Genomic DNA, 13902 nt, shown 5'->3' on the forward strand with positions numbered 1-13902 from the left:
GCAAGAACCGAATGAGCGCATTGAACGCTGTCAGGAACAAGATCGTTCACAGAATATTTGCCGTCATTAAAAAACAGCAACCCTATCAAATCAGTTTGCTTTTGTCATAGAAATCAGACTGACAATAAGTGGCTACTCCAATACCACTTTCTTCAAATACCAGCTATCAGGATCTATTACCGGAATAGTTTTACTGGCAACTGTTTGGCCTTGCGGCGATAACATCATGCGTTGTTTGCCTTTGTCTGTAACCACATCTACCGGCAAAGTCATGCTGATGTTTTGTAGCTTGATTAGGTAGCTGTCGCCGGGGCGGGCTTTCACATCTACTTCTAACTTATCTGTGGTACGCAGGTACATATCAAACAAGGGTTTTAATGATTGGCCGTAGGCTTTGCTAAAGTATTGTTCAACATCATCAGTAACGTTCTGATGGTCGTAAGTGAATTGCGGGTCGGTGGCCAGGCCTTTTAACGTTTTAAAGAATAAGGTATCGCCCATTACATAGTGGAGTGTATGCATAAAGAAACCGCCCTTGCTGTAAATATCACCATTGTAAGCTGATGCTTCATCAATGTCCTTACCTAAGACTATTGGTTGTTTATTTTGGATACCATAGGCCGACCTTTTAAAACGATCTATATACGCTTGTCGGCCTTCCAGATCTAATATAGGCAGGGCATCAGCATAGGTGTCAATACCCTCGTGGATCCAGTAATCGGCCCAGTCTCGGGCGGTAACTTTATTGCCCCACCACTCGTGTCCAAATTCATGAAACATCAGCCAGTCAAAGTCCTGTCCACCAACTTTTGTGTACCTGAATTTATTACCGTAAGCGTTCATGCTCTGATGTTCCATACCCAAGTGAGGTGTTTCAACAATACCCAGTTTTTCTTTAGCCCAAGGATATTCGCCAAAATACTTTTCTTTAGCCTGCGCCGCTTTTATCACCATTTCAACCAGGTGAGGCCCTTGTGCCGCATGTTCTTTTAAGACATAAAATTGCACAGGTACTGTGTTGCCTGCAACAGACCTGTATGAACCTTTAGCGACTGTATAATCGCCTGCATTAAAAACCAGGCTGTAATTGTTAATAGAATATTTGGTTTGCCAATGATAGGTAGCTGTACCACCTTTTTTACTTACGCCTTTAAGCAAACCCGGGCCGGCAACTACAAGGTCTGCCGGTACGGTTATGTACATATCAGCGCCTTCGTTAGGTTCATCGCTTGGATGATCTTTGCAAGGGAAGTAGATCTTGCCGCCGGTTTGCTCGGCAGTAACCGCCAACCAGGGGTGACCGGTTGAGTCCTGAGTCCAAGTGAAACCATCGTCCCATGGTGGTCTTTTAGCAATGCGTGGCTTGCCGCTGTAAATTACTTTTATAGCCGCTTTGCCTGCAGGAAGTTCTTTATTAAGGTTGATGGTGATGAGGCCGTTCTTATGTTCAAACGGTTCTTTGTTGCCATTAACCGCTACATCGCTTACACGGAGGGAGTCCAGCAGATCAAGTACCAGCGTTTTTGTTGGCTGTTTCATGATCACATCAACAGTGGTATTTCCATCGATAGATTTCTCCTGGAAGTTGCAATTGATCGCTATGTTGTAATGGCGAACATCCATGATAGCTTGCTCCGGTTTTAGTTTACCGCCGGAGGTTTGGGCGTTTACCTTAAAACAAAAAATGCTTAAGCATAAAGCAAAAGCGTATGTAAACAGATTTTTTTTCATTGTGATTATAATATCAATATTCCCTTACCAACAACCCATCAGCAAAATCGCGCAGGTATTGCTTGTTTTCTTCGGGGAGGTTTAATTTGTCTAAGGCAGCAAAAGCTTTATCGGCATAAGCATGCATTTCAGTTTCTGCATAGTGGCGTATGTTGGCTTTGTTGTAGATAGCGGTAACTGCTGCAACTTTCTCCGCGGCGTCAAATTGTTTGTAAGTAACCCATTGATCGAGTTCCTGGGCATCTGTGCCTTCGACCAGTTCAAGCGCCTTGATCAATAGATACGTTTTTTTGTTAGAGATAATATCGCCGCCCACTTGTTTGCCAAATTTCTCCGGGTCGCCGTAAACGTCAAGGATATCATCCTGTAACTGGAATGCGATACCTAAATTAATGCCAAAATCGGAAAGCAGTTCCGCATCCCTAACATCCGCATTGCCTATCAAAGCACCAATTTTAAGTGCTCCGCCGAGTACAACGGCCGTTTTCAGTCGGATCATGTTGATGTACTCCTTAATGCTGATATCGATCTTTGTTTCAAAGGTCATGTCCAACTGCTGGCCTTCGCAAACGCCAACAGCTGTGTCATTAAAAATATCAAGCACAGTACGCAGGATATTTTCGCGTACCTGCATCATCAGCTTATAACCTTCAATAAGCATCACATCGCCCGAAAGGATGGCTACGTTACTGTTCCATTTTTCATGTACGGTTGTTTTACCTCGGCGTTTTGGTGCATTGTCCATAATGTCATCATGCATCAGCGTGAAGTTATGGAACACCTCAATGGCAAGGGCAGGAGGGAGCGCTTCGTTAACATCGCCCCCGAAAAGGTCGCAAGCCATTAACAGCAAAGCAGGGCGCATACGCTTTCCGCCTAATGCAAGTATGTATTGGATAGGCTCATATAACTCCGCCGGGTATGTGGGGAATTTAAGATCGGCTACGGAATTGGCAATCAGCGATTGCAGTTCGTCGAGTTGTCTCATTCAGGGCGTGATTGGTGAGTAGTTAGCGGAGGAGATAGATCTTTCACCGCTAAGTCACTAAATCATTATAAAATGTTATTCGTTTAACAGGGTAAAGTCTATCTGCTTTTTGGTCAGATCAACATTTTTTACTCTAATTTTTACCTCATCGCCCAGTTGGTATATCTTCTTTTTACGCTGGCCGATAATGGCGTAATTCTTTTCATCTAAGGTATAAAAATCGTCTGTAATATCGCGCAGGCGAATCATTCCCTCGCACTTATTTTCAATCAATTCTACGTACATACCCCATTCTGTTACGCCCGAGATAATGCCGGTAAACACATTGCCCACCTGGTCGCGAAGATATTCTGCCTGTTTGTATTTAACAGATGCGCGTTCTGCATCGGCAGCACGTTTCTCCATTGCCGAGCTATGTTTACAAAGCTCTTCGTAATGGTCGGCATTAGCGCTTTTGCCACCATTAAGGTAGTGGAATAATAGCCTGTGAACCATCACATCGGGGTATCGCCTAATCGGCGAGGTGAAATGCGTGTAGTGAGAAAATGCCAGGCCATAATGGCTGGTAGTTTTAGTTGTGTAGATAGCCTTAGCCATTGACCTGATAGCCAAATGCGTAAGTACATTCTGCTCTTTTTTACCCTCAACATCCTCCATCAGGTAGTTAAGGGACTTAGCTATCTCTTTATCTGATTTAGTGTTGATCTTGTAACCGAACCTTGCTGCAAACTGCGCGAAATTGTTCAATGCATCCGGCTTAGGCGAATCGTGTGCACGGTAAACAAAGGTGTATTTATTTTTGCCCTTGCCCATTTTGCTCACATGTTCGGCAACCTTACGATTGGCCAATAGCATAAAGTCTTCTATCAGTTTATGTGCATCTTTACGTTCCTTTACATAAACGCCAATGGGCTTGCTGTTTTCATCCAGCTTAAACTTAACTTCCGTAGTTTCAAAACTTATGGCGCCGGCTTTAAATTTGCGGTCGCGAAGTTTATGAGCCAACGCATTCAGCTTTAATATTTCTTCAGTATAGTCGCCTTGTTGGGTTTCTATTACATCCTGTACTTCCTCGTACGTGAAACGCCTGTTAGAGTGTATCACCGTTTTGCCAAACCACTCATTGTGAATATTCGCTTCTTCGTCAAGCTCAAAAACAGCTGCAAAACAAAGTTTATCTTCATTAGGGCGCAACGAGCATAATCCGTTTGATAATCGCTCCGGTAACATGGGTATAACGCGGTCGACGAGGTAAACGGATGTACCACGCTCGTAAGCTTCTTTATCCAAAGCAGAATCGGGGATAATGTAGTGAGCCACGTCTGCAATGTGCACGCCAACTTCGTAATTGCCGTTGTTCAGTTTTTTAAAGGATAGCGCATCATCAAAGTCTTTGGCATCGAACGGGTCAATAGTAAAGGTAAGTACATCCCTAAAATCGCGGCGGCGAGCTATTTCTTCTTCAGAGATCACGTCCGGGATTTCTTCGGCCTCATGTTCAACTTCTGCCGGGAAAGTAAGTGGAAAACCATACTCAGCCAATATGGCGTTCATCTCGGTATCGTTCTCGCCCTGCTGGCCCAATACGTGTTTAATACGCCCAACCGGGTTTTTAGCACCGGCAGGCCAGTCTGTTATCTCTGCAACAGCTTTTATGCCGTTTTTGGCGCCATTTAGTTCGCTTAGCGGGATAAAGATATCGTGCATCATCTTCCTGTCGTCTGCAAGGAAGAAGGCATAATGCTCTGATAAACGCACCACACCGGTAAACTCCATTTTGTGGCGCTTCAGTATTTCTATGATCTCACCCTCTTTACGTTTACCACGGCTTTTGGCATAAACGTAAACCTTAACCCTGTCGCCATTTAATGCATTACGCAATTTGCGTGGGGCAACGTAGATATCGCTTTCAAACTCGTCGTCGGTAACAATAAAGGCAGAGCCGTCGTTGGTAAGATCAACTTTACCCTCTACAAAGGTTTTAAGCTCGAGTAATTGGAATTTGCCCGGAGATATTTCCTTAAGCACACCTTTAAAGGTCTCTTCATCGAGGATGTCATTTATAACCGTTCGGGCTTCGGGGTCACGGACGTTTAGTTTTGCGGATACTTGCTTATAGTTAAGTGGCGTGTTGCCGTTCTGTTCAAATATGTCTAAAACCATTTGCGTTAGCACCTGGTCAATAGACGATTTATTTTTCTTTTTCTTTTTTAACATAGATAGTTGTTGCGCTAAGATACTAATCGTATCCGCTAAAAATTACAATGCAAACATAACAGTTTTGAAATGTCTGTTGTTAGCGGAAAAGGCAACTTAATATGACCTGCCGAGATGCTATAAGTACTGATATTTTGTAAAAGCCGAAAATTGCATACTTTTAAAAAGCAATGGAAGCAAAAAATAACCCTAAAACCATCCGCGCCTGGGCCATGTTTGATTGGGCCAACTCTGCGTATAATCTTGTTATCACATCAACTATTTTCCCTGCGTATTATGTAGCTATCACCCAAAATGAAGCCACGGGTAATAAAGTCAATTTTTTTGGATTGAGCTTTGTAAACACCGCGCTCACTGATTACGCCCTTGCTGCCGCTTACCTGATAATGGTTATCCTGCTGCCTGTTTTAAGCGCAGTTGCCGACTACCGGGGCAACAAAAAGATATTTATGCAATTCTTCACTTTGCTGGGCTCCCTGGCTTGCTGCGGATTATTCTTTTTTAAGGCATCAACTTTGGAAGTAGGCGTAATTTGCTTTGCCCTGGCGGCCATAGGTTACAGCGGCGGGTTTGTTTTTTATAACTCCTACCTGCCGGAGATAGCCACCATTGATATGCAGGATAAGGTAAGTGCCAAGGGTTTTACCTTTGGGTACATTGGCAGCGTTTTGTTGCAACTGGTATGCTTCGCGTTTGTATTAAAGCCTGAAATTTTTGGTATAACAGATAAATCGTTACCTGCCCGGATATCGTTTTTATTGGTTGGTATCTGGTGGATAGGTTTTGCCCTTATTCCGTTTAGTATACTGCCAAAGGGCAGTCCTAACGCGCAATCACACCATAAAAATATCATCAAAGGCGGATTTGAGGAGTTAGGTAAAGTATGGCAAAAGGTAAAAACCATGCCTTTACTAAAACGCTTTTTGCCAGCGTTTTTCTTTTACTCCATGGGGGGACAAACCATTATGCTGGTTGCTACAGGCTTTGCCGCTAAAGAATTGAAAATGGAAACCTCTGCATTAATATCTATAATTCTTATTATCCAGTTAGTAGCTATTGTTGGTGCAACACTGATGTCCCGCTTGTCTGATAAATATGGCAACGTACGGATATTGATCTTTGTGGTTTTTATATGGATAGGTGTTTGTGTAGCCGCTTATTTTACTACGAGCTCAACACAATTTTACGTAGTAGCCGTAGTGGTGGGTTTAGTGATGGGAGGGATCCAATCACTTTCGAGATCAACTTACTCAAAATTTTTACCGGAGAATATCACAGATACAGCGTCATTTTTCAGCTTTTATGATGTGACCGAAAAATTGGCAATTGTAGGTGGTTTGTTCAGCTTTGGATTTATAGAAGAGATGACCGGCAGCATGCGAAATTCAACCCTGGTATTAGGGACTTTCTTTGTTGTGGGTTTGTTAATATTGTTTTCGTTGTTGAAGACTGAAAGGATTTTAAAGAAAAATACGGACTTTAGCGCGAGATAATTTCTGCCGATGACCATTGATCTGTTTATTCCGTGTTTTATAGACCAGTTGTACCCCGAAACTGCTTTTAATACTGTTAAGGTGTTAGAGAAGGCGGGTTGCCGGGTAAATTATAACCCCGAACAAACCTGTTGCGGCCAACCTGCTTTCAATGCGGGTTTTTGGGACGATGCCAAAACTGTGGCCAGCAAATTCCTTAATGATTTTAAAGAAGATAGTGTTATCGTATCACCGTCGGCCTCATGTACAGGGATGGTTCGTAATTACTATAACGATCTGTTTACTAACACTACATCGCATAATAAATGCCGCAATATCCAAAGCAATATTTACGAGCTAAGCGATTTCCTGGTCAACATTCTGCAGGTAGATTATTTTGGTGCCGAACTGGATGGCAGGGCAGTATATCACGATAGCTGCGCGGGCCTACGCGAGTGCCACATTAAGGCAGAACCGCGTCAGCTACTGGAAAAGGTACACGGATTGGAAGTAGTTGACCTGCCCGCCGGGGAAACTTGCTGTGGCTTCGGTGGCACCTTCTCTGTAAAGTTTGATGCAATTGCTTCTGCTATGGCGCAGCAAAAAGTAGATAATGCGCTATCTGTTGGTGCTGATTACATTATATCAACCGATGCCTCTTGCTTGTTGCATTTGCAGGGTTATATAGATAAGAATAACATCGCCTTAAAAACAATGCATATTGCAGATGTATTGGCAAACGGCTGGGGAAACATATAAGAGATTTGTACCTCGGCTGATCGCTTACAGATTAGCCCTCATTAACTTAGCGCCTCGAAAGTATTGATCTTGCTCATGTCCAATACGATCCTGCCTTCTTCATCGCGTTGAAACATGGGCACAAATTTAGCGCCCCAGACCATTTCGTTAGCCTGGTAGGCAGTACGCGAATGTACTGTTTGTGAAAAGGTATCATCAAACGCCTTAAGCAGAACTGAAAAGCTTGCTTCGCCTCTTTCAAAATCTTCCCGGGTAATATCTATCAGCGGGCTATCCTGATCCAATGGGTGCACAACCGTCCAGTTAAGCGAGAGCATACTTACATTTTTACGTTCCAGGCTTAGTGGAAAAAATCGCCTCAATGGTTTGCCATCTACCAGTTCGTTATAGGAGAAAACCACTTCAATCTCCAGATCTATCAGCACATTTTTACGGATGTTACAAAGCCTGAACATCAATCCGCGGCGGCCACCATGATAAGGGGCCACCAAAAGATTTTCGCTATACACTATCTTGGCAGTAGGCCTGGAGAAGCGCCCGTAAAGCAAACCTGTTGCCAGCGCAAATGCCAGTAAACCTAACATCGATTCAAATGCGGCAACACTGTTTGCAACAACACCCTGCGGGCTGATATGCCCGTAACCCACCGTAGAAATGGTTTGTGCCGAAAAAAAGAAAGCATCTAAAAAATGGCTCATGCCGTTACCGCCTGAGGTACCATCAAGGCTGCTGTGGCCAATGGCTACATAAATACATGCAAATACGAGATTGGTAAATAAATAGCCGCTGAGTACTACCAACCAGAATTTAGTCCAGCTCATGGTGATAAGCGTATGATAAGTATCAGCCGTATTAAACCGCGACATGCCCTTGCGTTTTACATTCACGGTACCATTTTTATTAAGCAAAGGCTGATTTTTGATCACCGGTTGCGGCCCAAAACCAAGGTCGTTCTCAGGATTTATTTTTTGTTCGCGGATCATTTAATATTTGATGAAAAGACTGATTACAAAGATGCGAATGAATAGCTCAATAATAAAGATAATCGCTCATCCGATATAGCACTCATTCACACATTGTAAAATACCTCTTGCATTTGGTAAAAACAATTTCCATATTTGCCTCACAATAACATGAAAGTACAATTAAACAATAACTGGTGGTGGCTTAACGAATTATCGTAAGGCAACCTCATTTTTTGTTTTTTATAAAGATATTCAGGAAGGGTTGCCACATGGCAACCCTTTTTTTATTACCCAATGAAACAGATACTCAATCATTTATTCGAACATAAGACGTTCACCCGTGAGCAGTCGAGAGATATATTGAAAGACATCGCCACCGGCAAGTTCAACAACTCGCAAATGGCTGCTTTTATGACTGCATATTGCATGCGCAGCATTACCGTTAACGAACTGGAAGGCTTTCGTGATGCCATGCTGGAGCTTTGCTTGCCTATAGACCTGGAAAACGGCGAATTGATCGACCTTTGTGGTACAGGTGGCGACGGTAAAGACACTTTTAATATCTCAACACTTGCATCATTTGTAGTTGCAGGCGCAGGTTATAAAGTGGCTAAGCACGGCAATTATGGTGTATCGTCAGGGTGTGGTTCATCAAATGTGATGGAGCATTTGGGCTACGCTTTTACTAATGATGGAGATAAACTGAAACATAGTATCGATAAAGCAAATATCTGTTTTCTGCACGCGCCATTGTTTCACCCCGCCATGAAAACTGTGGCACCTATTCGCCGGGAGCTGGGTGTAAAAACTTTCTTCAATATGCTTGGCCCGGTGGCAAATCCGGCAAAGCCGCAAAACCAGATGGTAGGCGTGTTTAACCTGGAGCTTGCCCGTATCTATGCATACCTGTACCAAAAATCTGGCGTAAAATACACCATTTTGAATGCCCTTGACGGTTATGACGAGATATCATTAACATGCGATTTCAAAACTTTTTCATCAGAAGGTGAAAGGGTTACGAGTGTGGAATCGCTGGGTTTCGAGAAGCTAAAAGAAGATCAGATAACCGGTGGGCATACGGTTGGTGAATCGGCTGATATTTTTATGAAAGTACTTAATGATGAAGCAACGAGTGCACAAACCAGCGTGGTGTTAAGCAATGCCGCCATGGCCATCAAAACTATTAAACCTGATACCAGCTTTGCTGATTGTTTTTACGAAGCCGAAGAATCATTGGTAAGCAAAAAAGCGCTGAACAGTTTTAAAACACTTTTAGCTAATTAAAATGCACATCAAGGTTTGTGGCTTAAAATTCGAAGATAACATTAAAGCGATAGGCGCTTTAGACCCTGATTATATGGGGTTTATATGTTATGATAGATCACACAGGTTTATCGGTGACCTTAATGAAGAGATCTTATATCACATACCTGCAGATATTATTAAAACCGGTGTTTTTGTTAATGAAGCTGCTGATGTAATAAGCAAACTGATCTATAAATATAAATTTGATGCTATTCAGTTACACGGAAATGAATCGCCTGATTTTTGCGCTTTGTTCAAACACGAAGTTGAGGTTATCAAAGCTTTTGGTATAGATAACGACTTTGATTTTGGGCAGTTGGAAGCATACAAAGAAAGTGTCGATCTCTTTCTTTTCGATACTAAAACATCCGCCCATGGTGGTTCAGGTAAAACATTCGATTGGGACATATTAACTCAGTACAAACTGGATGTGCCTTTCTTTTTATCAGGCGGCTTGAGCCCAGAGAACATCGCCAAGGTAGCAAAAATTAAACACCCAGCGTTCTATGGCGTAGATCTAAACAGCAGGTTCGAGCTATCGCCAGGACTTAAAGATATTGATAAACTAAAACAAGTTTTTTTTGAGGTGAAAAGTAGAAGCTAACATTCACTCAATCACTAATTCAACAATTAAACATGAAGTACGGAGTAAACGAACAAGGATATTACGGAGATTTTGGTGGAGCATACATACCTGAGATGTTGTATCCCAATGTTGAAGAATTACGCCGCGAATACCTGAAAATATTGGATGACCCTGATTTTAAAGCGGAGTTCGACCAATTGATGAAGGATTACGTTGGCCGTCCTTCGCCGTTGTACCACGCCAAGCGCTACTCTGAAAAATATGGTGCAAATATTTTCTTCAAGCGAGAAGATCTGAACCATACCGGCTCGCATAAAATAAATAACGCCATTGGGCAAATATTGCTTGCTAAACGCCTTGGCAAAAAACGCATTATTGCTGAAACAGGTGCCGGCCAGCACGGGGTTGCAACAGCGACAGTTTGCGCATTAATGGGCATCGAGTGCATTGTGTACATGGGCGAGATAGATATGGAGCGCCAGGCACCAAACGTTGCCCGCATGAAAATGTTAGGAGCAACAGTTGTACCTGCTACATCCGGCAGTAAGACGCTGAAGGATGCAACTAACGAGGCTCTGCGGGATTGGATAGCCAACCCTGTGGATACGCATTACATCATCGGCTCGGTGGTGGGGCCGTACCCTTATCCTGAGATGGTGGCCAAATTTCAGTCCATCATATCTGCTGAAACTAAAGTACAGCTGAAAGAACACACCGGCAGCGAACTGCCACAATACGTACTTGCGTGTGTTGGTGGCGGCAGCAATGCAATGGGCATGTTCTATAATTTTCTGGATGACGATGATGTTAAGTTGGTAGCTGTAGAAGCTGCAGGCAAAGGTGTGAACAGCGGGCACTCTGCCGCTACTACTGCGCTTGGGAAAGAGGGTGTATTGCACGGCAGTCGTACTATTTTAATGCAAAGCGATGACGGCCAGGTTATAGAGCCTTATTCTATATCAGCCGGTTTGGATTACCCAGGCATTGGCCCGCAGCACGCGCATTTGTATAAAGTTAATCGTGCCCAATACGTAAGCATTACCGATGAGGAATCATTAAATGCCGGGCTGCTTTGCTGCCAGTTAGAAGGCATTATACCGGCCATAGAGACAGCCCATGCCTTGGCATACCTCGAAAAAATGACCTTTAAGAAAGATGATAACGTAGTTATCTGTATCTCCGGCCGCGGTGATAAAGACCTGAACACATACATCAAGCATTTTGGATTTTAGAGGCTGAAGGATTGGAAATAAGTTGATTACAGACTGTTAGTAAGTTCCTGATCTCTGATCTTAAACCATTGATTAATTGATGCCATTGTATCATAACCGTACACATGCTGTTACACTTGCGTACAGCGTGTACGTTGGATATGTAACATAAATATCTGTAAATCAATTTTTTAAACTTTTGGTATGGCTTTTAACTTCTTTAAGCAAATACCATCACAATGCTGAAAAATTATTTCAAGATCGCGTGGAGAAACATCCTTCGTCATAAGGCTTACTCATTTATCAATATTTCAGGTTTAACAGTAGGCATCGCCGCCTGCCTGATGATCTTCGTAATTCTGCAGTTTGAAACCAGTTACGATAAATTTAATACCAGTTACAAGAACATTTACCACATTATAACCGAGCAAAAGCAGGAAGGTAATGTAAATTATAACCCAGGTGTATCGGTGCCTGGTTTAGAAGGGTTTCGTTTAGATATGCCGCAGGTAAAATTCGCCGCGGTAAATTCAAGCAATGGCAGCCAATTCACTGTGTTAGGTAATGGCGGCAGCGTGTCTGCCAGCGACAAAAAATTCATTGAGCCGATTGGTGTGATGTTCACTGAGCCGCAGTTCTTCGACATTTTTACTGCAAAATGGCTTAGCGGAGATAAAAACGTTTTGTCTCAGCCAAATATGGCAGTATTATCAAAAGCTACTGCTGATAAATATTTTGGCGATTGGAAAGAGGCAAACGGAAAATCCATCAAAATAGATAATTCGATAACCTTGCGCGTGGCGGGGGTTATTGAGGATGTACCAAGCAACACGGACATACCGCTTAAAGTACTGGTATCTTACATCACCTGGAAAAACGCAGGCGACCTATATGGCTACACAACTGAATGGGGATCTCTGAGCAGCAACCACCAGATATTCGCGCTGCTACCTCAAACCATGTCGCAGGATGCTTTTCAAAAGCAGATAGATATTTTTACCAAAAAAGCAACAGAGAAAAAGACAAACAGTACCCGCATACATATAGCGCAGCCGCTTGGCGAACTGCATTTTGATACCAAAGTAGGCAATACCCTTGGCGATCATTTAACCAGTAAAGCAACACTTAAAACCTTAGGTTTCATTGGTATCCTTATTATTTTAATGGCGTCTATCAACTTCATTAATTTGTCAACCGCGCAGTCAGTTGGTCGCTCAAAAGAGGTTGGTATCCGCAAAGTATTAGGCAGTACGCGCTCACAACTAATAGCACAGGTTTTAGGCGAAACTATGCTGGTAATATTATTCTCCATATTACTTGCTTTGGCCCTGGCTAAAATTGCTTTACCACACCTAAAAAACATTGCCAGTGTGCCTGATGATATTGCTTTGCTAAGCACCGGCACAGTATTGTTTTTGGTTACAACATTTATTGTTGTTGTTCTGCTATCAGGTATTTATCCTGCGTTGGTGGTATCGGGCTTTAAACCGGTGCTGGCTTTAAAAAACAAGATCACAGCAGCATCAATTGGGGGTATCCCGTTGCGCAGGGCATTAGTAGTGGCACAGTTTGCCATTGCACAATTGTTGATCATCGGTACTATAGTTGCCGTTAACCAGATGAACTTTGTGAATGAAGCCGACCTCGGTTTTAATAAAGAAGCGGTACTGGTGCTACCAGGGTATACTGATAGCATCAGCTTGAGTAAGATGGAATCATTTAAAGCCAATTTGCTTCAAAATCCTAATGTAAAGTCGGTAAGTTTTGCTTCTGATGCACCATCATCTGAAAACAACTCGGGATCGAACTTTTACTATAATAATTCTATGAAAGATCCCGACTTCAATACTTTCCTGAAGTTTGGAGATAATGATTATTTTAAAACTTTTGGGTTAAAGTTTGCTGCAGGCAAAGGGTTTGATAAAAGTGATACTACAAACCAGTTTGTTGTAAATGAGACCTTTATACACAAGCTTGGTATAAAGAGGGCAGAAGATGCTATTGGTAAAACCATGAAATTGGGCAGCGCCAAAACCTTCTCGCCAATTGTAGGTGTGGTTAAAGATTTTAAAACCAACTCGTTACGCGATGAGGTGAAACCGATAGCAATCTCATCAAAAAGATCAGTTCTATCGCAAGTTGCGGTCAAGATAGAAACGAAAAATTTAAGCAGCACTGCTAAAACAATCCAAAGCCTTTGGGAAAAAACCTATCCTGAGTACGCTTACAATGGCTACTTTCTTGATGAAACCATTGCTCAGTTCTATAAACAAGAAAATCAGCTGGCATTGGTTTATAAGTTGTTTGCTTTTATAGCTGTTTTTATTTCATGCCTTGGTTTGTATGGGTTGGTGTCGTATATGGCCGTACAGCGCACCAAAGAAGTTGGCGTGCGTAAAGTTCTCGGCGCTTCAGTATTCAATATAGTGTTGCTGTTCTCAAAAGAGTTTATGATACTGATAGGTATTTCTTTTGTGCTGGCAATGCCAACCGCCTGGTATATGATGAGCCAGTGGTTGCAAAACTTTGCTTATCGTATTCCTTTAACTGCAGGGGTATTCATCTTAGCGATGGCAACATCCATCATGATAGCATGGCTAACGGTTGGCTATAAAGCAACAAAAGCAGCATTGGTTAACCCCGTTAAAAGTTTAAGAAGCGAGTAATC

Annotated in this window: 10 protein-coding genes; 6 read left to right on the forward strand and 4 right to left on the reverse strand. The window is 42.6% G+C overall.

Annotated elements, in window-relative coordinates:
• Positions 1-132: 132 nt before the first annotated feature.
• The 3 genes from FPZ42_RS09795 to rnr form a co-directional block, all read right to left on the reverse strand.
• The gene (locus FPZ42_RS09795; RefSeq protein ID WP_146270849.1) at positions 133-1731 is read right to left on the reverse strand and encodes a M1 family metallopeptidase; all 1599 of its coding nucleotides are present in this window, start codon (positions 1729-1731) and stop codon (positions 133-135) included.
• A gap of 13 nt (positions 1732-1744) precedes the next feature.
• A complete protein-coding gene (locus FPZ42_RS09800) occupies positions 1745-2719 on the reverse strand; it encodes a polyprenyl synthetase family protein (RefSeq protein ID WP_146270851.1) in 975 nt (324 codons plus the stop codon).
• A gap of 75 nt (positions 2720-2794) precedes the next feature.
• On the reverse strand, positions 2795-4936 hold the full coding sequence (gene rnr, locus FPZ42_RS09805; protein ID WP_146270853.1) for a ribonuclease R: 2142 nt from the start codon (positions 4934-4936) through the stop codon (positions 2795-2797).
• Between the two features lie 170 nt (positions 4937-5106).
• Here rnr and FPZ42_RS09810 point away from each other — a divergent pair, with 170 nt between their 5' ends.
• Together FPZ42_RS09810 and FPZ42_RS09815 are read left to right on the forward strand one after the other, a co-directional pair.
• The gene (locus FPZ42_RS09810) at positions 5107-6429 is read left to right on the forward strand and encodes an MFS transporter (RefSeq protein WP_146270855.1); all 1323 of its coding nucleotides are present in this window, start codon (positions 5107-5109) and stop codon (positions 6427-6429) included.
• A 9-nt stretch (positions 6430-6438) separates the two neighbouring features.
• Positions 6439-7167: a (Fe-S)-binding protein gene (locus FPZ42_RS09815; RefSeq protein WP_146270857.1), complete on the forward strand. Its 729-nt coding sequence runs from the start codon at positions 6439-6441 to the stop codon at positions 7165-7167.
• A gap of 41 nt (positions 7168-7208) precedes the next feature.
• Here the strand turns inward: FPZ42_RS09815 and FPZ42_RS09820 are convergent, their stop codons facing one another.
• Positions 7209-8150 carry an ion channel gene (locus FPZ42_RS09820; protein ID WP_146270859.1) on the reverse strand — a complete coding sequence of 314 codons (942 nt, stop codon included), beginning with the start codon at positions 8148-8150 and terminating at the stop codon, positions 7209-7211.
• Positions 8151-8426: 276 nt separating this feature from the next.
• Between FPZ42_RS09820 and trpD the strand changes: the two genes are divergently transcribed.
• The 4 genes from trpD to FPZ42_RS09840 all read left to right on the forward strand — a co-directional run bounded on the left by trpD (position 8427) and on the right by FPZ42_RS09840 (position 13900).
• A complete protein-coding gene (gene trpD, locus FPZ42_RS09825; RefSeq protein WP_146270861.1) occupies positions 8427-9416 on the forward strand; it encodes an anthranilate phosphoribosyltransferase in 990 nt (329 codons plus the stop codon).
• Between the two features lies 1 nt (position 9417).
• Positions 9418-10041: a phosphoribosylanthranilate isomerase gene (locus FPZ42_RS09830; protein WP_146270863.1), complete on the forward strand. Its 624-nt coding sequence runs from the start codon at positions 9418-9420 to the stop codon at positions 10039-10041.
• A 32-nt stretch (positions 10042-10073) separates the two neighbouring features.
• Positions 10074-11255 (forward strand): tryptophan synthase subunit beta, encoded by a 1182-nt coding sequence (gene trpB / locus FPZ42_RS09835; RefSeq protein WP_146270865.1) that lies wholly within the window; start codon positions 10074-10076, stop codon positions 11253-11255.
• 218 nt (positions 11256-11473) lie between these two features.
• On the forward strand, positions 11474-13900 hold the full coding sequence (locus FPZ42_RS09840; protein WP_146270867.1) for an ABC transporter permease: 2427 nt from the start codon (positions 11474-11476) through the stop codon (positions 13898-13900).
• Positions 13901-13902: the final 2 nt, after the last annotated feature.

It is taken from the genome of Mucilaginibacter achroorhodeus, assembly GCF_007846095.1.
Lineage (GTDB): Bacteria > Bacteroidota > Bacteroidia > Sphingobacteriales > Sphingobacteriaceae > Mucilaginibacter > Mucilaginibacter achroorhodeus.

Excerpts from the sequence above, each read along its gene's own strand:
- FPZ42_RS09840 (WP_146270867.1), top strand. The coding sequence starts at position 11,474 with ATGCTGAAAAATTATTTCAAGATCGCGTGGAGAAACATCCTTCGTCAT.
- trpD (WP_146270861.1), top strand. The coding sequence starts at position 8,427 with ATGAAACAGATACTCAATCATTTATTCGAACATAAGACGTTCACCCGT.
- FPZ42_RS09830 (WP_146270863.1), top strand. The coding sequence starts at position 9,418 with ATGCACATCAAGGTTTGTGGCTTAAAATTCGAAGATAACATTAAAGCG.
- FPZ42_RS09820 (WP_146270859.1), bottom strand. The coding sequence starts at position 8,150 with ATGATCCGCGAACAAAAAATAAATCCTGAGAACGACCTTGGTTTTGGG.
- trpB (WP_146270865.1), top strand. The coding sequence starts at position 10,074 with ATGAAGTACGGAGTAAACGAACAAGGATATTACGGAGATTTTGGTGGA.
- FPZ42_RS09795 (WP_146270849.1), bottom strand. The coding sequence starts at position 1,731 with ATGAAAAAAAATCTGTTTACATACGCTTTTGCTTTATGCTTAAGCATT.
- FPZ42_RS09810 (WP_146270855.1), top strand. The coding sequence starts at position 5,107 with ATGGAAGCAAAAAATAACCCTAAAACCATCCGCGCCTGGGCCATGTTT.
- FPZ42_RS09800 (WP_146270851.1), bottom strand. The coding sequence starts at position 2,719 with ATGAGACAACTCGACGAACTGCAATCGCTGATTGCCAATTCCGTAGCC.
- rnr (WP_146270853.1), bottom strand. The coding sequence starts at position 4,936 with ATGTTAAAAAAGAAAAAGAAAAATAAATCGTCTATTGACCAGGTGCTA.
- FPZ42_RS09815 (WP_146270857.1), top strand. The coding sequence starts at position 6,439 with ATGACCATTGATCTGTTTATTCCGTGTTTTATAGACCAGTTGTACCCC.